Annotated in this window: 13 protein-coding genes; 5 read left to right on the top strand and 8 right to left on the bottom strand. The window is 45.6% G+C overall.

Translation table 11 applies throughout. The annotated features are described in order from the left end of the window. Window positions 1-8: 8 nt before the first annotated feature. The 5 genes from SAPGRDRAFT_RS16790 to SAPGRDRAFT_RS16770 all read right to left on the bottom strand — a co-directional run bounded on the left by SAPGRDRAFT_RS16790 (window position 9) and on the right by SAPGRDRAFT_RS16770 (window position 5,289). Window positions 9-1,424, bottom strand: coding sequence for an AAA family ATPase (locus SAPGRDRAFT_RS16790; protein WP_002660490.1), 1,416 nt, complete (start codon window positions 1,422-1,424; stop codon window positions 9-11). Window positions 1,425-1,439: 15 nt separating this feature from the next. Further along, window positions 1,440-2,288: a type III-B CRISPR module RAMP protein Cmr1 gene (gene cmr1, locus SAPGRDRAFT_RS16785; RefSeq protein WP_002660488.1), complete on the bottom strand. Its 849-nt coding sequence runs from the start codon at window positions 2,286-2,288 to the stop codon at window positions 1,440-1,442. Between the two features lie 313 nt (window positions 2,289-2,601). After that, window positions 2,602-3,222 carry a CatA-like O-acetyltransferase gene (locus tag SAPGRDRAFT_RS16780; RefSeq protein ID WP_002660487.1) on the bottom strand — a complete coding sequence of 207 codons (621 nt, stop codon included), beginning with the start codon at window positions 3,220-3,222 and terminating at the stop codon, window positions 2,602-2,604. Between the two features lie 53 nt (window positions 3,223-3,275). Then, entirely contained in the window at window positions 3,276-3,914 is a 639-nt protein-coding gene (locus SAPGRDRAFT_RS16775; RefSeq protein WP_002660485.1) for an ABC transporter ATP-binding protein, read from the bottom strand. A gap of 1 nt (window position 3,915) precedes the next feature. Further along, entirely contained in the window at window positions 3,916-5,289 is a 1,374-nt protein-coding gene (locus SAPGRDRAFT_RS16770; RefSeq protein ID WP_002660483.1) for a peroxiredoxin family protein, read from the bottom strand. A gap of 353 nt (window positions 5,290-5,642) precedes the next feature. On the opposite strand from SAPGRDRAFT_RS16770, the gene SAPGRDRAFT_RS16760 reads away from it, so the two are divergent. After that, window positions 5,643-6,590, top strand: a complete 948-nt coding sequence (locus SAPGRDRAFT_RS16760; RefSeq protein WP_002660482.1) for a magnesium transporter CorA family protein — start codon at window positions 5,643-5,645, stop codon at window positions 6,588-6,590. A 250-nt stretch (window positions 6,591-6,840) separates the two neighbouring features. On the opposite strand, the gene SAPGRDRAFT_RS16755 is transcribed toward SAPGRDRAFT_RS16760, so the two are convergent. Further along, window positions 6,841-17,364: a gliding motility-associated C-terminal domain-containing protein gene (locus SAPGRDRAFT_RS16755; RefSeq protein ID WP_002660481.1), complete on the bottom strand. Its 10,524-nt coding sequence runs from the start codon at window positions 17,362-17,364 to the stop codon at window positions 6,841-6,843. A gap of 130 nt (window positions 17,365-17,494) precedes the next feature. On the opposite strand from SAPGRDRAFT_RS16755, the gene SAPGRDRAFT_RS16750 reads away from it, so the two are divergent. Then, the gene (locus SAPGRDRAFT_RS16750) at window positions 17,495-17,920 is read left to right on the top strand and encodes a hypothetical protein (RefSeq protein ID WP_002660479.1); all 426 of its coding nucleotides are present in this window, start codon (window positions 17,495-17,497) and stop codon (window positions 17,918-17,920) included. Window positions 17,921-18,178: 258 nt separating this feature from the next. On the opposite strand, the gene SAPGRDRAFT_RS16745 is transcribed toward SAPGRDRAFT_RS16750, so the two are convergent. After that, window positions 18,179-18,874, bottom strand: a complete 696-nt coding sequence (locus tag SAPGRDRAFT_RS16745) for a hypothetical protein (RefSeq protein WP_002660477.1) — start codon at window positions 18,872-18,874, stop codon at window positions 18,179-18,181. A 1,482-nt stretch (window positions 18,875-20,356) separates the two neighbouring features. Then, window positions 20,357-21,364, bottom strand: a complete 1,008-nt coding sequence (locus SAPGRDRAFT_RS16735; RefSeq protein ID WP_002660475.1) for a hypothetical protein — start codon at window positions 21,362-21,364, stop codon at window positions 20,357-20,359. A gap of 18 nt (window positions 21,365-21,382) precedes the next feature. On the opposite strand from SAPGRDRAFT_RS16735, the gene SAPGRDRAFT_RS16730 reads away from it, so the two are divergent. The 3 genes from SAPGRDRAFT_RS16730 (at window position 21,383) to SAPGRDRAFT_RS16720 (ending at window position 24,799) form a co-directional block, all read left to right on the top strand. After that, complete coding sequence (locus tag SAPGRDRAFT_RS16730; RefSeq protein WP_002660472.1) at window positions 21,383-21,847, top strand: hypothetical protein; 465 nt, start codon at window positions 21,383-21,385, stop codon at window positions 21,845-21,847. Window positions 21,848-21,856: 9 nt separating this feature from the next. Beyond that, window positions 21,857-22,342 carry a hypothetical protein gene (locus tag SAPGRDRAFT_RS16725; RefSeq protein WP_002660470.1) on the top strand — a complete coding sequence of 162 codons (486 nt, stop codon included), beginning with the start codon at window positions 21,857-21,859 and terminating at the stop codon, window positions 22,340-22,342. A gap of 192 nt (window positions 22,343-22,534) precedes the next feature. After that, window positions 22,535-24,799 carry a hypothetical protein gene (locus SAPGRDRAFT_RS16720; protein ID WP_002660468.1) on the top strand — a complete coding sequence of 755 codons (2,265 nt, stop codon included), beginning with the start codon at window positions 22,535-22,537 and terminating at the stop codon, window positions 24,797-24,799. The last annotated feature ends 17 nt before the right edge of the window (window positions 24,800-24,816 follow it).

The following is a 24,816-nucleotide window of genomic DNA, read 5'->3' as shown; positions in this document are numbered from 1 at the left end:
ATTCCAACTTATTCCTCCTCATCATCTTCTAGCCATTTCATTTCTAAATCATAGGCCGCAGTGGTTGCTTTTATCTGCTGATCATCTTCTCCCCAAAATTTCTCTAACTCAGAAAGCAGTTCTTTCGCTTTCTCTAAATCTCCCTCCGCCAATAAGTCATAAAAGTCTCTCACTTTAGTATCATGCTTACCTTCTAAAGAAATTTTAAATACCTCTGCTAAAATTGATTCTACTGATCGCTCTTCTATATACTTTTTACCTACTTGCAGTAAAAGTGGCCCATCTTCCTCTTGCTCAATGATGACTAAATTTTCTTTTTTCAAATGACGCACTACATGAGGACTATGTGTACTCACGACAAACTGCAATTTTGGAAAACATTTTTTCAACTTATCAAACAACTGTTCTTGCCAGGCTGGATGCAAATGCAAATCAACTTCATCAATCAGAACAATTCCAGTTCCCTCTTGTAAAGGATTTGTTGCATCTGGATTGGCAATGACTAGCTGCCTTGCTATATCAATGACTAATAAAAGTATATTTTTTTCTCCTGAAGAAAGTTGTTGTATAGATCTAGACCCCTTATTCGTTTTTACAGCTAAGGTACCATTAGGATATTTTGTATTGTAAATTGTCTCTACCCCCTCATAGACCACTCCATTACCAGAAAGAAAATCAATAACTACTTGCTGAATATTTTTCCAAACCTCCTCTTCCCTCTCTTTTTCTTCTGTCTCATATTGTTGCTTGAGCTGCCTTTGCTCTAAATAATTTAACCAACTTCGCAAACGCTCTAAATCAAAAGAATCCTGACTAAGCTCATCATTTCTGAAATTTGCAAATACATCTATATTTAGAATGTTTCCCTTTTGCGAATCTACCGCCCGATCTAAACGCCTAGCGGCATAATAAGCCAAAATAGGCAAGGAAACTTTCTTTTTTTCAGCTTTTGCCCGCTGAAATATAGGGTAACTATCCCCTAAGGCGGTGTCCCCATTAGCGGTGTCCTCATCAGATGATGTCAGCCTTATTTTTTGCTCTCTTACAGATTGACTCGGATTCAACCTCAATTCAAAAGATATCTCCTCTTCTTGATTGATCAACTCTTCTTCTTCCTCAAAATTCACCTCAGGATAAGCAGCAATTAAGCTAAGCTGACTTACCGACTCCCGAGGCTTTATATTATAGTTGATGTCTTCTGCACCCAAAAGTACATGCTGGTCCAACCTATTATTATTTAACATATTAGGTACAGCTTTCAACAAATTGGCTAAAACATCTAATATAGATGTTTTCCCCGAAGCATTATTTCCTACAATAACTGTTATGTCTGGCTGAAATGGCAATAGTATCTTTTCTTCAAAAGGACGAAATCCCTGAATTTGCAACTCCTTTAATTTCAACTCTATTTTAAATTCTTCCATTAACCTAAACTGCTTTTAAAGTACATCCTTTCTGTAGTTATCAAATACTTCTCTCTTTAAATATAAATCTACAGTCCCTCTTTCAGGAAAACAAGCCAATTCCGTAATCACAGGGGCAAATTCCTTACTTACAGAAGTATACATAGGAGAAGCAAAACGAGGTTTTCCGCTGCCCATTATGTTAGCATAATCCCATTTGTATTCATGTTTTAAGTCATGTGTGCTCTGACCTATTTTTTTCAATGCTAAGCGGTCCGGAAAACCAAATGTAATCTTTTTCAAAAAGCCATAAGCCGCTTTGCCTTTATTTTTTTTCACAATCTCCTCTGCATAATTTCTATTAAAAGTAAATTCTTGCTCCCATTCTGCATCTGAAAAACAGATTCCCCAAACATCTTCTAATGTTAAAAGTGAATAACCTTGATTTTCCACAAAAAAACTCCCAAACCCTCTTCTTGCTCGCTTTCCTAATCCTCCTGCTATAGACAGAAATAAAAAAACCTTCTTGATAGAAGAAAACACTTTTTCATCCCTAGCCGAAATCGTCACGGTAAATTTCTGCCTAGGCGAAAAGGCTTCCGCTCTAAAAGACCGCTCTCGATGAGGCAACATTTTATAACTTGCTATTTTTTCGTCTCCTATCAAACTAGCTCTTAGCAAAAAAGCAGATTTTCCAGCTGTAGATCCAAACAAAGCTTTTTCCCTCTCCTTCAACTCCTCCAACTCCAAATGCCCATTAAGTGCGCGCCACCAAAACCGCAGCGCCCCTTTTATACTTGGCGCTCGAAGCTCTGGCGTTTTTCCATCGGCCCCAGCCATAAACATGGGCGTAATGGTCTCGCATTCAAAAGTGATTCTGTGCATAAGCTTTTAGTTTTTGCTACAAAAAAAGGGCTGGCCGAAGCACATACTTCGACTAGCCCAATTATATTATGTATAAATATTTTTTCGCACGATTTATCTATTTTGTCTTTAGGTTCCCCCAAATTAACTTTCCAAACCAAAAAAAGCAAGTTTTGCCTTTCTTTTTCACAAAAAAGGAAGTAGCTGTCCAGCCTATCTAGAATATTTTATTTTTTTCTGTTTTTTTTGGGGCTGCCCCTGCGCTTCGCTTGGGTCGGGCGAACAGCGAGCCCCAAAGCGTAGCGCCGCAGCAAAGCTGCGGAGGCCCCAAAAATTACTGATCCAAAAATAATTGAAAGCGCTCTATAAATTGCCCAATATGATAGCCATCGAGCAAAGCATGATTGACGCTGATGGCCAAGGGCATGATCATTTTTTCGCCCCGCAGCAAAATTTTACCAAAAGATAAATGCGGAACACTCATGTCTTTGTCGCCCATAAAGGGCTCTTTATGCGCCTTGAAATGCAGCCAAGGAACAGCAGAACAATAAATGCAACCCAAACTGCTCCGAGGCGGAAATAAATTGCGCGAATTAAATATCCGCTCTTTTTCTAAACGAAAACGCTGCGAAAAAAGCGAAAAATCCTCTGTATACTCCACATAAGAAAAACCAAAACTCTGATCGGGCCGAGCAATGGTGGCCGAAACATCTATGCGCTCGTAAATTCGGACCCGATCGCCTTCTATCCGATATTTTAAGGGCTCTATTTGATTGATGGCGCGCAGACAAGCATGCAAATACAACAAAAAAATGGATTGCTTTTCGGCCTTGCTCCTTGCATAGGTTTTTGTCAGGTCCATCTCTACCGTTAGCGCAAAACTGGGGTCCTGAAATTTCCGAAAATGATCAAAAAGTTCTTTTCGGTTCCAATTTTCTATATCTAAATAGTTCATTTTCTTGGCTTAAAAAAGCGGCAGAAAAACTTTTGTTCTCCTGCCGCAAGCCCCTAAAGGCGAATGGTTTTGTCGTAGTTCAAAAAATAATCGTCGCCCAAACTGGCAATTAAAAAGCTGGCCTTTTCTTCCTCGCAACGGCGCTGAATCAGTTGGCAAGCCCGGCGAATATTTTCTTGATCCAAATGCGCAAAGGGTTCATCCATCAACAAAAGAGAAAACGGCTGACTGAGCGCACGAATGATCGCAATCCGCTGCTTTTGCCCATAAGATAAGAGGCCCGTGGGCCGATCCCAATGCTCCATCATGTCCAGTTCTTCAGCAGCAGCTTTGAGTTGGTCCAGATCCATGGCGGGATTCAATTCCTGCTTGAGGATGAGGTTTTCGGCCATGCTGAGCTGGGGAAACAAACGCAAATCCTGAAAAATAATGGCCAATTCCTTTTGCCGCAAAACGGCCCAATCTTCCGCAGAAAATTGTCGAATATCTTGGCCTTTCCATGAAATCTGACCGCTATAATCCTGACGCAAACCATAGAGCAAATGCTGAAATGTGGTTTTGCCTCTCCCCGATGGCGCCTCCAAAAAATAAGCAGTGCCCTCGGCTAGGGCCCAATCACAACCCCAAACTTCAGAGCTCGATAAATCTTTTTCGGCTAAGGGGAGCGGAATTAAATTTGAAAATTGAAACATCCTATTTTTTTTCAAAAAGTTCAGCCAACTTCGCTTCCAATGCTGGCCCTCTTAAATTTTTGGCCAATACTCGGCCCTCTGCATCCAATAAAAGGGTAAAGGGAATGCCCCGAACGCCATATAGTTTTGCCGGTCCAGAACTCCAGCCCTTCAAATCAGAAACATGATGCCAAGTCAACTGATCTTTTTCAATGGCCTTGAGCCAACGATCCCGATTATTATCCAAGGAAACGCCCAAAATTTCAAAGCCCTGGTCTTTATATTTTTCATAAACTTTGCGCACATTCGGGTTCTCGCGGCGACAAGGACCACACCAACTGGCCCAAAAATCAACCAATAGCACTTTGCCGCGCAAATCCGATAACTTGAGCATTTTGCCCTCTGGCGTAGCTACCTCAAAATCAGGCGCCAAACCACCAATAGGAGCCGCTCCACGAACCTGAATGATCTGCTGCTGAATAAAATTATCCAATACTTCCGATTTTCCGCCATGAATTTTCTGGTAACGCTCGGCATATTGCACAAATAATTCTTTTTGCTGAGCCGACAACAAGCCAAAGGCCACGCCCAACAAAGCCGATTGATGATGAGGACTCTCCTGCCCCACCGCATCCAAAGTTTTGTCCAAATAAGCCTGCACTTCTTCCGCCGATAAGCCCACCCGACTCACATTAGTCGCATAGCTTTTAATCGCCTCATAAAAGAAGGGAATCCGCTTGAAGGTCCCATCAGAAAGGTCCGTAAACTGAAAATAAGTTTGGGCCAAATAATCGCCCTCTCTTTGCTCCGCCGAACTTTTATTATTCTGATAAGACAAATAGGTATACAAGCCCACAATTTTAGCCAATTCGGGCTGCTCCTTCTTCAATTCCAGCAAATATGACTTGCGGCGATAATCCAAAGCCTCCAGCTTTTTATCCAAATCCGCTAGCACTTTGGGCTCATTTACGTTTTGCTTGTAAGCCGAAATTAGGGCGAAAAAACTAGAAGTTTGCCCCTGAATACTATCCAACATGGCCACAAAAGCCTGATTCGTCTTCGATTTTTTTATTTCATAGGCGTTAATATCTTCACAGACGCCCGTCAAAATTACCTTTTTTTCATTGCCCAAATAAAGCGGCCGCATCTGGTTGAGCGAGGTCCCCAAATAATAGTTTCCTTCCTCCAAAGCCCCAGTATAACTATAGCGTTTGGCCGATTTCGAGCTCGTCAGCTCCATCGCACTAAAAGGCTCCACCTGCGTGCCGGTCCACTGAAAGAGCTGCAAATTTTCTAGCTCACAATCAGCGGCTAGCTCCACTTCCAAACTCATTTTTTTTTGTGCGCTCAAACCACCCGCAAGCAGTAGGAGCAAAAACATCCAACTTTTTGACATCTATCTTTTTTTTACTGATTTTTTTTGATTCTTTTTTGGGGCTGCCCCTCGCCTTCGGCTCGGGTCGGGCTGTTTCACAGCTCGCTATTCGCTCGGCCCTGCGCTTTTTTCGCTTTGCTCAAAAAAGCTGGGTCTGGCCTTCGGCCACTGCTGTCCATCCCTCAGCCGAGGCGCTGTGCGCCTTGGCGGCGGCTTGGCCGCCTAAGCAAAGAAAACAACTAGCTAAAAGTACAAACTATTCTATGTATTTAAAAATTTGGGCTTTTCCTTAAAACTTGTTTAAAAAGTAATGGGTAAATAAGCTAGAGCCTAAAGTTTATTGTAAGTTTGGAGCTTCTGAAAAATGTGACCAAATGATTCGTTATTACCGCCTAGAAGACCGAAAATTGCAAGAGCTCAACGAAATGCAGGCCCCCTGCTGGGTCAATATTTCGCCGCCCTTCAATATTGCCAGCATAGAAGCCCTAGCCGAAGAGCTAGAGCTAGACCTCGATTATCTGACCGACCCTTTGGATATTGATGAACGGACCCGTTTCGAGTTTAGCGATGAGGCCAAGCTCATTATCTTAAATACGCCAGTGCTCAATGACCATAGCACCGAAGAGCGCACCCTTTATATTACGGTGCCCATGGGCCTGATCTGGACCCCCGACTATTTTATTAGCATTTCTTCTTATGAAAACTCGGTCTTGCAGAGCTTTTTGGGCCAAAAGGTCAAGGACTTTGATCCTATGGACCCCTCCTTATTTGTTTTGCAAATTTTGGAACAAAACGTCTATGCCTATTTGCGCTGCCTCAAAGATATTAACGTCCGTAGAAATGTGGTGGAGCAAGAGGTTTATGAATCTTCTAAAAATCGGGACCTCAAGAAGTTGCTCAATTTAGAAAAGTCGTTGGTTTATTTTGTTACCGAGCTCACCACCATCAATCAGTTGATGAGTAAGATCCAGCGGACCAATTTTTTGGGTATTCGGGGCGATGAGGAAAAAGAAGACCTCTTTGAGGACATCCTCATTGATAACCGCCAAGCCTTGGAGATGGCCCATATTTACTCCAATATTTTGGGGGGCACCATGGAGGCCCTAGCCTCTATGATTTCTAATAATTTGAATGAAGTCATGAAGCGGCTCACCGTCATTACCATTGTGTTGATGGTGCCTACCTTGGTGGCCAGTTTTTATGGGATGAACGTCAGTTTGCCCATGATGCAGCATCCCAATGCCTTTTGGGCCTTAATGGGCATTGCGGTGCTTATTTCTATTATTTTGGTCCTCTTCTTTAGGAGCAAAAAGCTGTTTTAGGTCCATAAAACTGAGAAGCCTAGGGCCTTGGCCCTAGGCGCCCCTAGGCGGCCTAGCGATGGTAGGCAGTGCGGCGCAGCCGCAGACCCAGGCGCTGCAAGCGCCGCAGGGCCGAGCGAATAGCGAGCTGCCGAACGTAGCGCCCGCAGCTTGCTGCGGGAGGCCCCAAAGCCCTATCATTTGTCTGTTTTTGGGCATAAAAAAAGACCACTACTAAAGCGTAGTGGTCTTTTTTCTATTGGCAGCAGGCCTATCGATGAATAATAATATATCCGGTAGAGGGGTCAGTGCCGTCTCCATAATCTAGGATATAGAAATAGGTACCATCGGGTAGGTCGGAGCCCTTGAACTGGCCATTAAAGCCGGTAGGTTCGCCTTCATAGACCATATTGCCCCAGCGAGAGTAAATGCGGATTTGCATATTGGGATACTCTTCATCGCAGACAATAAAGATCTCGTCATTGATTCCATCGCCGTTTGGAGAAAGACCATTCGGCATGAGGCAGCGCTCTTCATATTGGATATCGAGGACCACTAGGGCCGTATCACAGATGGTGGGACAAGTAGCGTCACAAACCTCATAAGTGAAAGAGTCGATACCAAAATAGAGGCGATCGGGCACATAATCAAAGGTATTATTGCTGTTGAGCTGAGTAATTCCGTGTAGTGGTGGATTGACCAATTGAACGCTAGCATTTGGTCGAACGGCATCATTGATTGTCACATCCATTCCCGTGATGGAGTCGCGGAAATTGAGTGTAAAGGCATCATCTAGGGCATCGGGGGCGGGTTCATAGAGCACCTCAATACTATCTAGGCGAGAGGGGCAACCATTTTCCGTTACCGACAAGCTATAGAATCCTTCAAGAGCATCGACCACCACCAACTGGCCCATAAAGTTTTGTTGCGTACTGCTATCGGCCAAGAACCAATTATAAACCGCAGAGGGGTTATAGATGGTGCTATCGGTCAATTCTAGGACATCATCCAAACAAAGCGGCTCATTGAAAGACAAGCTAGGCGTTTGTGGAGTAGGAATAATGCTAGCGGTAACTGAGCCAGTAGCGGTACAGCTATTTTGGTCGGTAACCGTAACGGTATAGCTACCTGCGGCGGTTAGGCCAGCGGGGCTAATACTGGGCGTACCTAAAGTAGAGCTAAAGCCGTTGGGGCCGGTCCATTGGTAAGTATAAGTAGAAGCGGGATCTGGATTAGCATCTAGATCTAGGGTACTATCTTGGCAAGGCGTGCTTGCCAAAGGCGTAAAGGCTAGCGGAAGCGGATTAACGACTACGGCCAAGGGGGCGGCAGAAGTATCGCGGCAACCATCTACAGTAATAATCATCGTATAATCGCCAGAATTGGCGGTATCGATATTATTGATGATCAGGGTATCGTTATTTGGACCAATAGAAGTTCCGTTAAAGAACCATTGATAGTCAAAGTTCGTCCCGCTATAATCGCCGGGGTTATCTAGGGTAAATACAGCTTGGCCGGTGGCACAAAGCGGAGCATTTACGGCAACAACGGGAGGCGGTACTACATTCATATCTACAAACACACTATCGGTAGAAGAGCAACCAGGAGCACCTTGCGGGCTAATCGTTACGATATAGAAGCCTTCATCGGCGGCTTGCATATTACTTCTAGTCGGGTTGGCTAGGGTAGAGCTAAAGCCGTTGGGGCCGGTCCATTGGTAATTGTAGTTAAAGCCAGTAGCTGGTGGGTTGGCAAAAAGCGTTAGCGTTTGGCCCTCACAAAGTGGGTCATTGCTTGTGGGTTGTGGGCCATCGAGGACCACCGTCACATCAGAGATACAAGTACTAGATACCCCATTCACATCAATGGCTGTTACGGTAACAGGCACCACGCCAATATCGGCACAAGTAATCACTTGCGGGCTAATGAGTACGGTATCAATACCACAGGCATCATTGGTATTTACGCCTAGTTGCTGAGCGCTTAGCGTATCTACCCCCGAGGCCGTGAGGTTCACTAGAATGTTGTTACAGTTTACTACAGGAGCAGTCGTATCGACAATAGTCACAGCAGCATAACAAGTATCTGCATTATTGCTAAAGTCGGTAGCGATCACCATGACGGTATCTTGTCCGATATCTGCGCAGCTATAGTTCACACCAGTTGTAGAACCATTTACTGTATAAGCAAAAATGCTACAGTTATCGCTGCTATTGCTCATATCGACTACATCGACAGGGCGAACCGTTCCGTTTCCGCCATTATCTAGATAAAGCGTAAAGGCTTGGCAGCTAACAGCGGGGGCCAGATTATCTTCTACCGTAATAGTAGCCTGACAAGTTGAGGCATTGCCGTTTGCATCAATGACTTCTAGCTGCACCTGATTGCTTCCAATATTGGTACAGTTGTAAGTAATAGCCGTTTGGCCGTTAATCGTATAGCTCAAGGGGCCGCAAGCATCGGAAGAGCCGTTATCCACGCTAGTAGCGGGAACTGTTACCGTACCGTTTGCATTTAATTGGACCGTAATATTTTGGCAGATAACTACAGGAGCGATATTGTCTTCTACGGTAATAGTAGCTTGGCAAGAGTCGCGGTTTCCGGCGGGGTCTACCACCGTCAGGGTAGCTATATTTTGGCCAGTATCGGCGCAGTTGAAGCTAATAGAGGGTTGGTTATTGATCAAGTAAGTAGTAATCGAGCAATTATCATTGCTGTTATTGTCCATCTGTACTGCAGCAATATTCACATTACCGAAGCTATCCAATTGGACCGTAATATTTCTGCAATTGGCTTGAGGAGCGATAGTATCGAGCACCGTAATTTGGGTCAAGCAGCTGGCGGTATTTCCAGAAGGGTCGCTAGCTCGAATAGTATCTTGGAAAGTTTGGCCAATAGCGGAACAATCATATAGTCGTTGTGGCAAGCTATCAATGGTCCAAGAAAGGATACCACAAGCATCGTTTCCAGTAGCAAAATCGGTAGGCAAAACAGAAACATCTCCGTTGAGGTCCAGATAAACATTGCCGTTTGTACAGCTAATGGTGGGTTGGCTATTATCCACCACCGTCACATTAGATAGACATTGGCTAGTGGTCCCTTGATTATCTGTTACCGTAAGCGTCACTACATTTACGCCTGCATTACTACAATCAAAGCTAGCTTGTGCCTGTCCATTGATTTGATAGCTATTGATTCCGCAGTTATCGGTAGAACCATTATCGAGGCTAGTAGCATCTACAGTGCCTTGGCCTGTTGTTGCATTTAGCGTGACCGTTACGTCTTGGCAAATTGCCAGAGGAGCAATAGTATCGAGTACATTAACGTCTACAGCACAGCTTGCCTGTTGGTTAGAGGGGTCTCTAACAATTAGGGTAGCGCCATTTAGGCCAATATTTTGGCAAGTATAGCTTTGTGCGCTAGTGTTGTTAATCAAATAGGTTTGGATGCCACAGTTATCATAGCTAGCGCTATCAATTGTTGCGGCGGCCACCTGTACAATTCCAGAAGAATCTAGGTAGACATCTACGGGAGTAGTAGGACAAACTGCTACGGGAGCAATGGTATCTTGAACATTCACCACAGAAGAACAGCTACTGGGGTTACCACTAGAATCCTGTACCGTTAGGGTCACCAAGGTATTTCCAATATTAGAGCAATCAAAAGTTTGCGAAGCTTGTCCGTTGATGAGGTAAGTAGTTACTCCACAGTTGTCGGAGGAGCCATTATCTAGGTCAATTCCTTGAACCACTAGCTGTCCGCTTGTATCTAGCTGTACTTGCACATTGAAGTTACATTGTGCATTGGGGCTAGTCACATCATTTACGGTTACTTGGGTGGTACAAGTACTAAAGTTACCCGTAGGATCAGTGACCGTCAAGGTAGCCGTGTTGTTTCCAATTTCAGAACAGCTATACTGATAAGAAGGCTGCCCATTGATGAGGTAGCTAAGTGGTGGTGCACAGACATCTGTACTGTTGTTATTGAGTGTGCTCGCATTTACCGTAGCCAAACCGTTAATGGCGTCTAAGTTAACTGAAAGTGTTGCTCTACAGTTGGCCACAGGAGCCGTTGTATCTCGAACAATAATTTCGGTAGAACAAGTGCTAGAGGTTCCAGAGCTATCAGTTACGGTAAGGACTACGTTTTGGTTTGTCCCGGCATCGGTACAATCAAAAGTTAGCGCCGTTTGACCGTTTAGCAAATAGCTAGAGGGATCTAAGCTACAGTTATCGCTACTTGCGCTATCTGCCTGAGGAGCTTGGACTGTAGCCAAGCCAGTGTTTCCATCTAGGAAGGCCTCAAATGGAGCACGACAAATAGCGTCGGGAGCCACCGTATCCAAAACCGTCAATTGCGCCTGGCAAGTATCGCTATTACCATAAATATCGGTAGCGGTTAGGATGGCCGTGCGTAGGCCCAAACTATCACAAGTATAAATTTGGTTACTTGCGCCATTGATGGCCAAGCTAACAGGGCCACAGGCGTCAATAGATCCCCCATCAATTACAGAGGCGGGCACATTGACAAAGCCGTTTTGGTCTACATAAACAGTAGCATTTTGGCAAATCATAGTGGGCGGCAAAGTATCCTGAACCACTAGGTTGGTCGTACAGCTATTGCTGTTGCCACTAGGATCAAAAACAGTCAATGTAACTGATACTGGAGCAGCAATATTACTACAGTTAAGTTGAGCAGGAGACACTACCATACTATCAATACCACAGGCATCACTACTGTTATTATCAATAACAGCTGGATCAATCTGGGCCAAACCATTGGCATCTACATATACTGTAGCCGCCTGACAGCTTGCAATAGGATCAGTGACATCCTCTACCGTAATAATGGCAGAACAAGTATCGCGATTACCATTGGCATCCGTCACGACAATATTAGCCGTATTGGCCCCCAACTGACTACAATCAAAGCTGCGGCTAGCCGTACCATCATCAAAAAGAATAGAGTTGATAGCGCAGTTATCTGTAGAACCGCCATCCAAATCGGTAGCGCCTACAGTAACATTACCCGCTGCATCTAGCTGCACGGTAATAGACTGACAAACAGCTACCGGAGGCATTGAGTCAAAAACGGTAACATTGGAGAAACAACTTGCCTGAATATTAGAAGAGTCATAAACGGTCAAAGTAAGAAACTGACTCCCTATATTCGTACAGTCTAAAATCAAACTATCTTGGTTGTTCACCTCAAAATAGGCTACTGCACAGTTATCGGTAGAACCATCATCCAATTGCTGAGGATAAAGCACCACCGTACCACTGCTATCCAACAATAGCTGTACGTTCTGACAAGAAGCCATAGGAGCCGTAGCATCCTGAATATTCAAGGTACTGCTACAAGAATCTGTATTTCCATTAAAGTCTGTAGCATAAAGCATAACCGTATTGGCCCCAATATGACTACAGTCAAAAGTATCCTGAGAAAGCGCATAGTTCTGAATACCACAGGCATCATTAGAACCATTATCTAATGTAAAGTACTGAATAACCAACTGTCCGTTGTTATCCAAGTTGCGGAAGAGCGGCGTACGACACACCATTGTAGGCGGAAGAGTATCATGTACAGTTACCGTAGCCTGACAACTATCCTGTAGACCAGCAGCATCTTCTACCACTAAACTCACTGTATTGCTACCAATCTCTAAACAAGTGTAGTCCACAAAGGAACTGCCGTTAATGAGATAGTTAACAATCGTACAGTTGTCATTAGATCCATTATCAATATCTGAAGGCAATACCCGAGCATCACCATTGATGTCCAGATAAACATCTATGTTTTGGCAAATAGCAGTTGGGGCAATCGTATCAATAATGGTTACTATAGCCTGACAAGAATCTTCATTGCCATTTACATCTGTAGCATAAAGCGTAAATACATTGGGGCCAGCTACTGCACAGCTCACACTAACCGAAGCTTGACGGTTAATGGTCAAACTGAGCAGTCCACAGTTGTCGCTTGTTCCATTATCAATATCTGAAGGCAAAATGGTTACACTACCACTAGCATCCAAATAAGCATTGATATTTTGACACTGCATTGTTGGAGGAGTAAGATCCTCTACCGTAATAATAGCCTGACAGCTGCTGATCAAGCCCTGTCCATCTGTTACACTAAGGGTTACCGTATCTTGGCCCAAACTACTACAGTCATAGCTCAAGCTATTCTGTCCATTGATTAAATAACTCAATGTTCCACAATTGTCCGTAGATCCTGCATCCACATCAATGGCCTGAACAGTAACTTGTCCAGTTACCGCATCTAGCTGAACACTAATGTTCTGGCATCGAGCAACAGGCGCTAGAGTATCCAATACCGTCACCAAAGACTGACAAGTATCCGCATTTCCAGTAGAATCCGTGGCCACCAAAGACAAGAGATTAGGACTACCCAAGTTGGCACAACTATAAATAACAGTATCCAAACCATTCAAGAAGCTCAAAGCTGGCGTACCACAGTTGTCATCACTACCATTGTCTACATCAGAAGTGCTCACCACCACCTGGCCATTGTTATCCAAATAAGCCAAAATGTTTCTACAATCTGCAGTAGGAGCCAATTGGTCCGAAACGTTAATTGTCGCTACACAGCTGTCTACATTAGCCGCCGCATCCCGAACAATCAAGGTCACTGTATTTACCCCAATCTGACTACAGTCAAAAGTCTGCGTGTTGCTTCCCGATAAACTCACCGCCGTTACTCCACAGTTATCGGTAGATCCACCATTCACCTGGGCCGCCGTTACCGTAGCCGTCCCACTACTGTTCAAGAAAATATCAATCGGACTGTTACAGTTGGCCTGAGGTGCTATAGTATCTCTTACCGTCACCTGGGCCGTACAAAAGCTTACATTGCCTGAAGGATCTTCTACCGATAATTGAGCATTAACCGTCAAACCCGCCTGAGCACATGTATAAGTAAAGCTTGGCTGGTTATTGATAAGTAGCGTAATCGGACTACAGTTGTCAGAAGATCCCCCATCAATATCTACGGCATTCACTACAGCCTGACCATTGATATCCAAATATACCGTGATGTTCTGACAAAGCGCCCTAGGCAACTGATTGTCTGTTACCGTTACTGTAGCCGTACAAGTATCTCTATTTCCAGAGGCATCTTCTACAATCAATTGAGCACTGTTGGTCCCAATATCAGCACAACCATAAGTTACTGAGTTGGCCCCATCAATAAAGTAAGTCGTAATCGCACAGTTGTCGGTAGAACCACCATCAATATCAGTCCCACTCACTACCGCCTGCCCCGTAGAGTTCAAGACCACCGTAATGTTTCTACATATCGCATTGGGCGCAATAGTATCCAATACCGTAATCTGAGACTGACAGCTAGAAGGATTACCCGCAGCATCCGTAATTTCTAAAGTAGCCAAAACTGGCGTTCCCGTCAAAATAGTCAGGCTGCTACAGTCATACAACTGACTAGCCGCATTGTTAATCGTACTATCTACAATTGCACAGTTGTCTCCACTAGCAGGGTCAATAATGTCTATAGGGTATAAGGTGGCCTCCCCATTCTGATCCAAAATAGCGGTGTCGGCCTGACAAAGCGCTAGGGGAAACTGATTATCATTAACGACTACCGTTGCCGTACAAGAGTCTGCATTGCCAGCATTATCCGATACCACTAGATTAACCGTATTTGATCCTAAATCATCACAATCAAAATTAACTTGCCCTGCTCCATTGAGCTGTAAGTTGGTGGTTCCACAGTTGTCGGTACTTGCACTATCTATGCTGGTCGCCAATACAGCAACCTGACCAGATGGATTGAGACTAACGTTCAATGGACGAGTCCGACAAAGCGCATCAGGAGCAAAAGTATCTCTTACGGTCACCGTAGCCGCACAGCTATTCGCATTGGCATTGGCATCCGTTACCTCTAAAGTGACGGTCTGCGCACCAATATCCGTACAGCTAAAGTTCACCTGCCCGCCATTATTTACTGTATAGTTAATGATTGCACAGTTGTCCGTACTGTTGTCATCTACATCAGCAGGTACAACTGTAGCCAAACCCACAGCATCCAGATAGGCATCAATGTTCAAACATTGCGCAACAGGAGAAGTCGTATCCTGTACATTCACAATCGTAGAACAAGAGTCTACATTAGAAGAACCGTCTGTTCCAATCAACCAAACCGTATTGTTGTTCAATTGTGTACAATCAAAGCTCAAAGAAGGCTGACCATTGACGGTTAAGTTTAATACCGTACAGTTGTCAGTGCTACCATTATCAATGTCTGCTGGCACTACCGTGGCCTGACCACTAGCATCCAAAGGTAAACTAATGCTCGCCTGACATTGCATATCCGGAGCCGTTTGGTCCAATACTTCTACAATGGCCTGACAAGAGTCTAGGTTGCCCGATGCATCCTCTATCACTAAAGTGGCTGTATTGTTCCCCAATTGACTACAGTCATAAGTTACCGCAGTCTGCCCATTAATACGCAAAACAAAGGCAGGACAGTTGTCACTGCTTCCATTGTCTATATCTGCTGCATTCACTACAACTTGGCCACTTACTGGGTCCAAACTTACACTAATGTTCTGACAAATTGCCGCAGGCGCTAGCGTATCCAAAACGGTAATGTCTGCCTGACAAGAATCTAAGTTCCCCGAGGCATCCTCTACCAAATAAGATACTGTTTGTACCGCCCCTACCGCCGAACAATCAAAACTAAGGCTGGCCTGGTTGTTTATATATTCATTGACAATACCGCAGTTATCCGATGAAGGCGTTCCCGTATTGTTTACATCTGCCGCATTGACAAGGACCTGCCCCGAAGCATCTAGATATACCGTGATGTTCTGACAGTTGGCTACAGGAGCTACCGTATCCAAAACAGTCACCACAGATTGACAAGAGTCAATATTAGCCGAAGCATCTTCTACCGTTAAAGTTACTGTATTCCCAGCACCCAATTGCCCACAACCATAATTTAAAGTCGCCTGCCCATCAATCAAAAGAGTAGGCGAAGGATCACAAACATCCGAACTGCCATTGTCTACATCTGTCGCAGCCAAACTAGCCTGTCCGTTGTTATCTAAGTAAATGGTAGCCGGCTGACAAATCACTGTAGGAGCCGTAGTATCTCTTACCGTAATCGTAGCCGTACAAGAGTCTAGGTTGCCAGAAGGGTCCGCCACAATAATAGTTACCGTATTTATCCCCAAATTACTACAATCATAACTTACTGTCGTCGCCCCCCCAGAATAACTAAAGCTCAAAGGAGAACCACTGTTATCCGTACTCAAAATTCCTACGCTATCGGCCAATAAGGTCGCATTACCCGCAGGATCCAAATCTATAGTAAGGTTTCTACAAATAGCCGTAGGTACTGTAGTATCCAAAACAGTCACCAAAGCCGAGCAAGTAGCAGTATTACTCCCCCCCTGCGCAGCAGATTGCGCCTCTACAACCGTTAAGGTCACATTATTAGGCGAAGCTACAATATTACTCGCATTATAGGTTACGGTTGTTGCCCCATTCACCTGATATTGCAACAGATTAGAAGGGGTGCAAATATCATTACTGCCATCATCAATAAAACTACCATCAATGGTTGCATTACCCGTATTGTCTAAGTATACAGTAGTATCTTGACAAAGAGCCGTAGGCGCAATCGTATCAAAAACAACAACTCTGGCCCGGCAACCATTAATCGGCCCAAAGGTCTGTACGTTTCCAGAAGGATCTGCCGCCTGAAAGAAAATGTTGTTGGTCCCTTTGTTCGAACAATCAAAGTTGCGAACCGGCCCAAAGGTAAAAGGAAAGTTCACCTGCTGAGAAACCAATTCATTGCTCACTCCACAAGCATCCGTAGCCACAATGGCCGCAGCCGCATCATAGGCCCCCACTCCCGTATTGTCCAAATAAATAGTGTCCCACACGGAAGGGTAAGCCGTACAGGCATCAATCTCCGGTGCCGTTACATCCTGTACCGTTACATCCGTAAAACAAAAATCACTATTACCCAATCGATCCGTTAAAGTCATCTGTACCGTTACCAGCCCAGCCCCTACATCAGTACAACTAGCCGTAGCCGGAGAAAATACCGCCGACTGCAAATAACAAGTCGTATCCGATCCATTATCTACATCTATAAATTCATAGCTGTGGTTTCCACTAGCATCCAAAGCAACCGAAGCCGTAGCCTGACAAAGAGCAGCCAAACTACCCGGCGTACAAGCCGAAAGCTGAATACAAAGGTTCTCTACACAAACCGGAGAACTCCCCCCACCATCATGAATGACGTTCAAGGTCCAACTCCCCGCAGGATTCTCCCCCCAATAAGCCGATAAAGACTGAGCCGCTGCATAGGTTCCCGCAGCAGGACTAGCCCCCTGTACCGCCCCGCCAAAGGCAAAGGTAGTCACTAAGCTATTTACCGCCGTAGCTCCACTATAAGTAGCTCCCCCCTGCGCCGCCGTCTGTACCAAACGTACCACGGTCCCCGTAGGAGAAACTAACTCAAAACCTATATCCGACAAATCAACTGTACCCCCTACCCCACTTCCGCAGGCATTGGGCACTACAGACCAGGTCAACTCCACTTCCACATCAGCTATCTGCTGACCCGGCGCAAAATCTCCCGGCGAACTAAAAATAACCGCCCCAGAACTAGCCGTTCCAGAAGCTGTTACCGTATTTCCTGTTACACATCGCTGTACCGTTTGCCCCCAAACCGTAAGCGGTATGCTTACAGCAGACAGACAAAAGACCGCAAGAATTATTAACTGTTGTAAAGGTCTGTTACTCATATATTACTTAGGTTGCTTTTTTGAAATGGCTTCTTTTCTTACCACTTTGCCGACAAATTTACAATAAATTTGTAGAATCCGCCCAATCTCTTTCGCTTGTTTCATTTATACTTATTCAACGTATCTTCTTATGAGTTTGCCGCCTCTTCCCCTTTTTTTCCTTTTCTTTTTCACTCTGCTCTCGGCCTGCCAAGCCCCCAATACGACTAATACGAATGAAGCCCTCCTTCAGCTTTTTGAAGCCGAAAAAAATGGTCCCAATCATCAAGCAGACCGACGCCTCCTTCAATTTAAACATCTTTGGCAAAAAAGCGAATTAAATGACTCGCTCTGGCCCCATACCCTCGCTTTTATAGTCTCCCAATATGGCCCTAAACAACTCTATAAATGGCGCCAACAAGATCCCCTCCTCCTCGCCCTCAAAGATAGCCTCAGCCAACACCAACTCCTGCCCTACCAAGCTATACAATTAGCCAAAAAAGATTGGCCCTGCCTCCAAAACCTCTCCCCCAAAGAACAAAATTATATCCACCAAGCTCTCTTTAAAACTAATTAACCCCCTCTGCAATAAGAACTTACTGTTCTTTTTTTGGGGCCTCCGCCTCGCTTCGCTCAGCGGCGCTACGCTTTGGGGCTCGCTGTTCGCTCGGCCCTGCGGCGGCTGCGCCGCCTGGGTCTGGCCTACGGCCACCCCGCCGCATCGCTAGGCCTGCGGCCCTTCGGGCCTGTAGAATGAATATAGCTGAAAAGCCCCCGCTTCCAGAATAGAAAACAGGGGCTTAGGTTTTCAGAACCCACAACTCTTAGACTGCATTTACTCAACCGATGATTTTACCACAGAAGCAGTACGAAAATACTTGAGCTCATAAAAGTCAGCCACTTGCTTAATGTCTCGATAGTAATGAAACTCTAAACGAGCAAAACTTGCAAAAAGCCCCAAAGACAGCTCTTCCCGATGCTGCTCTAGTAAAGTAGAGTTGTTGCTATAGCTGTATTCTAGCCCCTGCTGCTCATCCCGGAGATCTTCTAGTTGCTGGCCATAAAGCAGTACGGTCCTGCCAAGATGGACCAATTGAGAATCACGGACTAAGCTACGCCCCAAGGTTTTAACCAACTGAATCCGATCGTCAAGCTTAGCTCTGCTAAAAATAGTGCGCCCTTGCGGAAAAAAACTTTTGTACTGACGACTCTTGCTATCATAGGTCATCTGAATCTCAGCAGCCCAACGACGAAGCATAGGCCCCGTCACTTCTCCTAGCAAGGCCATAAATTCAGCTGTTTTTGCATGATAAGCCGTACGCCCATCAATAGAACGCTCGTACTGCTCCAAAAAAGTAAGATAGAAAGGCTCAAAGAAGATCAAGATATCTTGAATAGCAGGATCTGTAGCCGCTTTGATTCGAAGCTTGCTCAAATGATCTGTAGACAACTGATACATTTTTTTGAAGGACCCTCTTGTATCCGTATAAAAGAAATTTCTAAGCGCTATCCAGTTTGGGTTTTGATACATAGGAGTATAATTATGGGGTACAAAAATATTATATCCTAAATATATCTAAATAATGCCCCAATAGCAACTATTGGGCGCTGTTTAAAATTTTATTCCTGCGCCTAGGGACAAGCCCCTAGGCTAGCTTTTTTAGACAGCCCTCTAAAGAGGGCCTTTGGATAAGGACCTTCTCTGCAACAACTACTTAGCAAGGCCCCATATATCAACCTTTGAGGCCCTTTAGGGCTGACTCCATTGGATTAGCCTAGGGGCTTGTCCCTAGGCGACTATTGGCCAAATCCCGAATAGCATAGCCTACTTTACAAATGCCGTTTCACAAATTGCGAATAGCATCCCCTACTTTACAAATGCCACTTCACAAATTGCAAATAGCATCCCCTGCTTTACAAATGCCGTTTCACAAATTGCAAATAGCATATCCTGCTTTACAAATGCCGTTTCACAAATTGCGAATAGCATCCCCTACTTTACAAATGCCGTTTCACAAATTGCGAATAGCATCCCCTGCTTTACAAATGCCGTTTCACAAATTGCGAATAGCATCCCCCGCTTTACAAATGCCGTTTCACAAATTGCGAATAGCATCCCCTACTTTACACTCGCCGTTTCACAAATTGCAAATAGCTTCCCCTGCTTTACAAATGCCGTTTCACAAATCCCGAATAGCTTCCCCTGCTTTACAAATGCCGTTTCACAAATCCCGAATAGCATACCCTGCTTTACAAATGCCGTTTCACAAATCCCGAATAGCATACCTCGCTTTACAAATGCCGTTTCACAAATCCCGAATAGCATACCCTGCTTTACAAATGCCGTTTCACAAATCCCGAATAGCTTAGCCCAAATGGAACATGTTGTAAGGTATAAGGGGGCCTGTAGGATCGATATATATACCTGTAGGTTGAAACCTACAGCAACAAAAGCGGCCATACTAAGCACAATAAAAATGAGCCGATGGTTAAAACCATCGGCCCATATCATTTATAGCAAACAAGGGCTTTAGCCCGCCAGTTTGCATAGACCCGCAACCATGGGCTTCAGCCCATGGCCGCAGAACAACTCCACACAAAAAAATCAGGGGTAAAAATAATTGCTATCCTTACCCGCCCTGGGCTGAAGCCCAGGGTTATTGACTGATCGAACTGACGGAGAAAGCCCTTGTTCGCTTTTGGGGCCATCATCTTGCTCGCCGCAGGAGCTTAAAAGACCCTGCTTCCAAGATAGAAGGCAGGGCTTTGGTTCTTCAGGACCTGCGGCTTTTAAGCTGCAGGCCAAGGGGCGATAAAGAGCGAGCTGGGATCCTAATCTGGCTGCGGCTTTTAAGCCGCAGCTATGGCCGAAGGCCAAACGGCCTAGCGATGTGCAGCAGTGGCGCACAGCGCCAGACCCAGGAGCCGAAGGCGACGCAGGGCCGAGCGAACAGCGAGCTGCGGAACGTAGCGCCGCAAGGCGAAGCCGCAGCGGAGGCCCCAAAACATCCTCCTACAATTCTACCAACAGATTACAGCCTCTAAGGTCCGACTGATCGAGGCGGCCCAAGACCTCAAAGCGCCCATCGGCATATTTTCGGCCTAGGTCGTCGGTAGCAATGAAGGCACAGCTATCCAAATTGGCTAGGTCCACAATATTGATGGCCCCATTGCGCTGCGGCTCCCTATATATATGTAGGGGGTCGCTATGCTCACGGATATAAATGCCCATTTGGGCGGGGGGACTAAAAATGCCCTGCCCCAGAGAATAGGCCTGCGATAAAAGTTCGGTCATGCCATATTCCGAGTGAATCTTCTCGACGCTAAAGGCTTGGCCCAAAATATGGTGCAGCTCCTCTCGCAAAATTTCCTTGCGGCGGCCCTTCATGCCCCCAGTTTCTAGCACAATATCCTGAGGGCCTAAAGGAAAGCCCCCAGCCTCGGCAAAATCGAGCAAGGCAAAGCTCACGCCCCAGAGCAAAACCTTTTCGCCAGCAGCCTTGGCCGCTTGCATTTGGCTGCGCAGCTCCTCTATATTATAGAGGTAAAAGCCGCTGCCCCTCTTGGCCTGCTTGAGAAAATGTTCGATCATATAGATCAGGGAAGAGCCCTGCCGCTCTAGGTAAGAGGGCAAAAGGGCCAAAATGCGGTAATCCGAGAGGGGGCCATATTGTTCTTCAAAGCAGCGGACCGACTGCTGTTCGTAACGGCTTAGCTCTCGAACAAAATGCTGGCTGCGCTGCTGCCCTGTGGTCCCGCTGCTACTAAATACTTCTTCTTCGGCCCAATCCCCCGCCACAATTTGCTGCGTTTTAAACAAAGAGATGGGCAAAAAGGGGATATCTTCTAGCTGATTTACGTTTTCGGGCTTTCGGCCCAAAAGATCTACCCATTGTTGATAGATCAAATTATGTGTATATTGATAGCGAAAAACCGCCAGGGCTATTTCTGGCAAATCAGAGGCCTGCATCTGCCCAATTGCGGTCCATAACTCCTCTCGCCAAGCATCGGCTGAACTCATAACTATTTCCTATTTTTTATGAAAGGATTTCTATTGCTTATCGCCTTACTGACCCTCTTTACGGCCTGCCAAAAGAACGACAACCTGCCTTCGGTGCCAAAAATAGAATTTCTAGGCTTTTCTAAAGAGAGTTTAGTTCAAAATGGTCAAGATTCTATGCTAGTTCGTTTTGCCTACCAAGATTTGGAAGGAGATTTGGGCTATGAAACAGGCGATAATATTTTTATCTACGACCCCAGAACGGGCCAACGGCTGGCCAGCTATCAGTTTCCGCTAGACCCCAACTCGCCCCAAACGCAGGAGGGCGAGCTGCAACTGATTGTCTACTCGGCTTGTTGTATCTACCAAGATACGGTCCCCAACTGCGGGCCACATCCTAGCGTCTTTAATGAAGACTTTTCTTATGAACTGCAATTGATCGATCAGGCGGGCCAAGCGAGTAATCGCCTGCTTTGTCCCCCCATTCGTTTGCTTTGCCAATAAACTAGCATTATGAATAAATTTAATTTTGGCCTCTTTAGCCTTGGGCTTTTGCTCAGTCTATTTTGGGCCTGTGAGCCCGCCCCCATTTTTCCAGAAGAACCTCAGATTAGCTGGAACCGTTTTACAGTAGACACCCTACAGCAATTTACTGGGCAGATGAAACTCATCGTCAACTTTACCGATGGCGATGGCGACATTGGAAAATCGGGCAATGACACCACTTACAACATGATTATCATTGATAATCGGACCCAAGACAGCATCTACTACGTTATGCCCTATGTTCCACAGCAAGGGGCAGCCAATGGCATTTCTGGAGAGGTAGAGGTGGATATCAGCACAGTTTGCTGTATGGTCCCCGGCTTTCCGGTTCTTTGCAGCAGCATCCCCAATGTCTACGACTCTCTAAGCTACACCATTATGATCCGAGACCGAGCGGGTAATTGGAGCAATGAGATCGAGTCAGAACCCTTATATCTTCGTTGTTTTGAATAATATTTTGGGGCCCGCGGCCAGCTAGGCTTTGCCTAGCTTGGCCGCCGCTATGCTGCGGGGCTCACAGGCCTGTTCGGCCCTGCAGGCAGGCTTCGCCTGCCTTTGGTCTGGCCTTCGGCCACCCACTCCGCAGCGCTGGGCCAAGCCCGCCGCCAAGGCAATTACTACTCATTATATACATAAAACTATCCCATGCGTTATTTTCTAACCCTATTGTGTTTATTTTGCCTCTATCAACGGCCCCAGCTCTGTTATTTTGATGATGGAGACTATCATTTTAGCTTCTTTGAGCCCCGAGTCTCTACCGATTTGGGCGTTCGTTATTTACTAGACTATGAGCCCAGGCTTTGGCAGGGCCGCAATGAAAACTTCAATCATAACCTAAGCGATTGGCAGCAGCAAATTGGCCAAGAAGTTACAATTACCGATTTAGAGCAGCTGATCTATCAAACCCCAGTAGAGCGCATTTATAAGTATGGCCGAGACCGCAAGAGTTTGGAGCTAGCCGCTCCGGGCAACTCTGTTTTGCAAGCTTGGCAAAAGGACCGACAGCTCAAAAAAGAGATGGCCGACTACCTTTGTTTTGCAAAAGAGGCCGCCCTGCATACAGGACAAAAAACCTATAGCTGGGACCTTAATGAGAAAGAGCGCAAAAAGCAAACTCGCCTATTAACTACTGGCGAAGAGGCGGCAGATGATGCTCGTTTAGACTTTATTCGACAGCGCTATGGCTTTCAGCTTGTTCGTTTGGCCTTTTATACCTTAGGGCCAAAAAGCTGCGCCGAATACTTTGATCGTTATTTTGCCCAAGGGCCCAAAAACTATATTTACTACCGCGCCCTAGAGTATAAGGCCGGGGGCGAAGAGGGGGCCAAGGCCAGCCATGGCTTTGCGGCTGTTTTTACGCATTGTGCCGACCGCAGGGCCTCTAGTCTCAACAGCTTTGCGCAAAAGCTTGCGGCCAATTGGGAAGAGGGCTTGGCCCTTTGCGAAACTGAAGAAGAAAAAGCGGCCTTTTATAGCATGCGGGCTTTGGTTCATGGAGGCAATATCCATAAAGAGCTAGAGCGGGTACTCAAGATCAACCCCAACAGCCCCTTAGCCGAGCTGCTTTTGGCCCGTCTATTTGAGCACCTGGAGGGCACAGCCTTTAAATATGGCTACAATGAGTATAAGAACTACCCTGAAATGCAGGCCCAGCACCGCCAAGAGCTGGCTAGCCTAGAAAAGCAGTTAGAGCAGCAATTGGCCCAACCCAACTTAGCCCGTCCACAGCTTTGGCAATTGGCCATGGCCTATATACAGCTCTTTGGGGGCAACTTTGATGAAGCCATGCACATGAGCGGCAAAGAAAACTATAGCGACCAAATGCAAGCCGAAGCCGCTCGCATTCATTTTGTGGCCCAATTGGCTAGTTTGAAAACCTTAGACATGGGGGCTGCTGCGCAGCTCTGGAAAGAACTAGAGCGCACCCCCTTCTTTAAGGACCAATATCAGTTGAAGCAATTTACCCAAGAGGTCTTTGCTGGAAAATTTTACAAACAAGGCGATTATGCTCGGGCCTTTTTGGTGCAAAACCCTTTGCGAGCGGCCAAGGACCAGCTCAGTGAGCCTTTGCTCAGCAGCTTTGAGCAGTTTGTGAACAAGGCCCGCTGGTCCAACTACTTTGACAACTACTTGCTAGAAAAGCGCATTGGAGAAAATCATGTAGACCAGATTAAGGAAATGCGTGGCGTTTATCATTTGCAGCGCTTTGAGTTGGACAAGGCCATTTCGGCCCTGAGTAGTTGCAGTAAAGCCTTTCAGGCCAACAGCCCTAGCTTTAACTCTAGCTACTTAGACAAATCTATTTTTAGCAGCAAGGTAAATCCTGCCGCCTACTACTTTGATATTGAGCAGCAGAATATCTATCGGATGTATGAGGATCATGCTTTTTTGGCGCAGGACTACAATTTGCTCAGCTTTGCAAAGACGCTCAAAAAGCTGAAGGAAAAAGCCGAGAGCAATATTCCTCAGCAGGGAGAGTATGCCTATATCTTGGCCCAAGCCCTTTACAATATTGGTCCAGCGGGCTGGCATCGTCCGGCCATTTATTACAGCAGTGACAATGGGGGACATTCGGCCTGGTACGACTTCGGCAAAGAGGAGAAGTTGGCCAAAAGCTTTGCGGGAGCAAATTGGGAACGGCAGCGTTATTATAATCCCGACCTAGCCATTAAGTATGTAGAAATTGGATTAAAGGCGGCAGACATCAATGACGAACTTGCGGCCCAATTGAATTATTTGGGAGCGCAGATAGAGCTTAGTCGTCCGCATATTTTGGGGCATTATTGGGACTGGGAAGATAATGTCAAGAAAAGCAAACACAAAGACTACCTCAAGGCGCTTAAACAGTATAAGGGGACCAACTTTGAGCGAGAAGTTTTGAGTGAATGCTATTATTATAGAGCGCTTTAAGTAATTAGCGGGCTGGC

It is taken from the genome of Saprospira grandis DSM 2844, from assembly GCF_000275825.1.
Classification (GTDB): Bacteria; Bacteroidota; Bacteroidia; order Chitinophagales; family Saprospiraceae; genus Saprospira; species Saprospira grandis_A.
This window is presented reverse-complemented; position numbering and strand designations above follow the sequence as displayed.

Coding starts and splice junctions, on each gene's coding strand:
- SAPGRDRAFT_RS16790 (WP_002660490.1), bottom strand. CDS start 1,424: ATGGAAGAATTTAAAATAGAGTTGAAATTAAAGGAGTTGCAAATTCAG.
- cmr1 (WP_002660488.1), bottom strand. CDS start 2,288: ATGCACAGAATCACTTTTGAATGCGAGACCATTACGCCCATGTTTATG.
- SAPGRDRAFT_RS16780 (WP_002660487.1), bottom strand. CDS start 3,222: ATGAACTATTTAGATATAGAAAATTGGAACCGAAAAGAACTTTTTGAT.
- SAPGRDRAFT_RS16775 (WP_002660485.1), bottom strand. CDS start 3,914: ATGTTTCAATTTTCAAATTTAATTCCGCTCCCCTTAGCCGAAAAAGAT.
- SAPGRDRAFT_RS16770 (WP_002660483.1), bottom strand. CDS start 5,289: ATGTCAAAAAGTTGGATGTTTTTGCTCCTACTGCTTGCGGGTGGTTTG.
- SAPGRDRAFT_RS16760 (WP_002660482.1), top strand. CDS start 5,643: ATGATTCGTTATTACCGCCTAGAAGACCGAAAATTGCAAGAGCTCAAC.
- SAPGRDRAFT_RS16755 (WP_002660481.1), bottom strand. CDS start 17,364: ATGAGTAACAGACCTTTACAACAGTTAATAATTCTTGCGGTCTTTTGT.
- SAPGRDRAFT_RS16750 (WP_002660479.1), top strand. CDS start 17,495: ATGAGTTTGCCGCCTCTTCCCCTTTTTTTCCTTTTCTTTTTCACTCTG.
- SAPGRDRAFT_RS16745 (WP_002660477.1), bottom strand. CDS start 18,874: ATGTATCAAAACCCAAACTGGATAGCGCTTAGAAATTTCTTTTATACG.
- SAPGRDRAFT_RS16735 (WP_002660475.1), bottom strand. CDS start 21,364: ATGAGTTCAGCCGATGCTTGGCGAGAGGAGTTATGGACCGCAATTGGG.
- SAPGRDRAFT_RS16730 (WP_002660472.1), top strand. CDS start 21,383: ATGAAAGGATTTCTATTGCTTATCGCCTTACTGACCCTCTTTACGGCC.
- SAPGRDRAFT_RS16725 (WP_002660470.1), top strand. CDS start 21,857: ATGAATAAATTTAATTTTGGCCTCTTTAGCCTTGGGCTTTTGCTCAGT.
- SAPGRDRAFT_RS16720 (WP_002660468.1), top strand. CDS start 22,535: ATGCGTTATTTTCTAACCCTATTGTGTTTATTTTGCCTCTATCAACGG.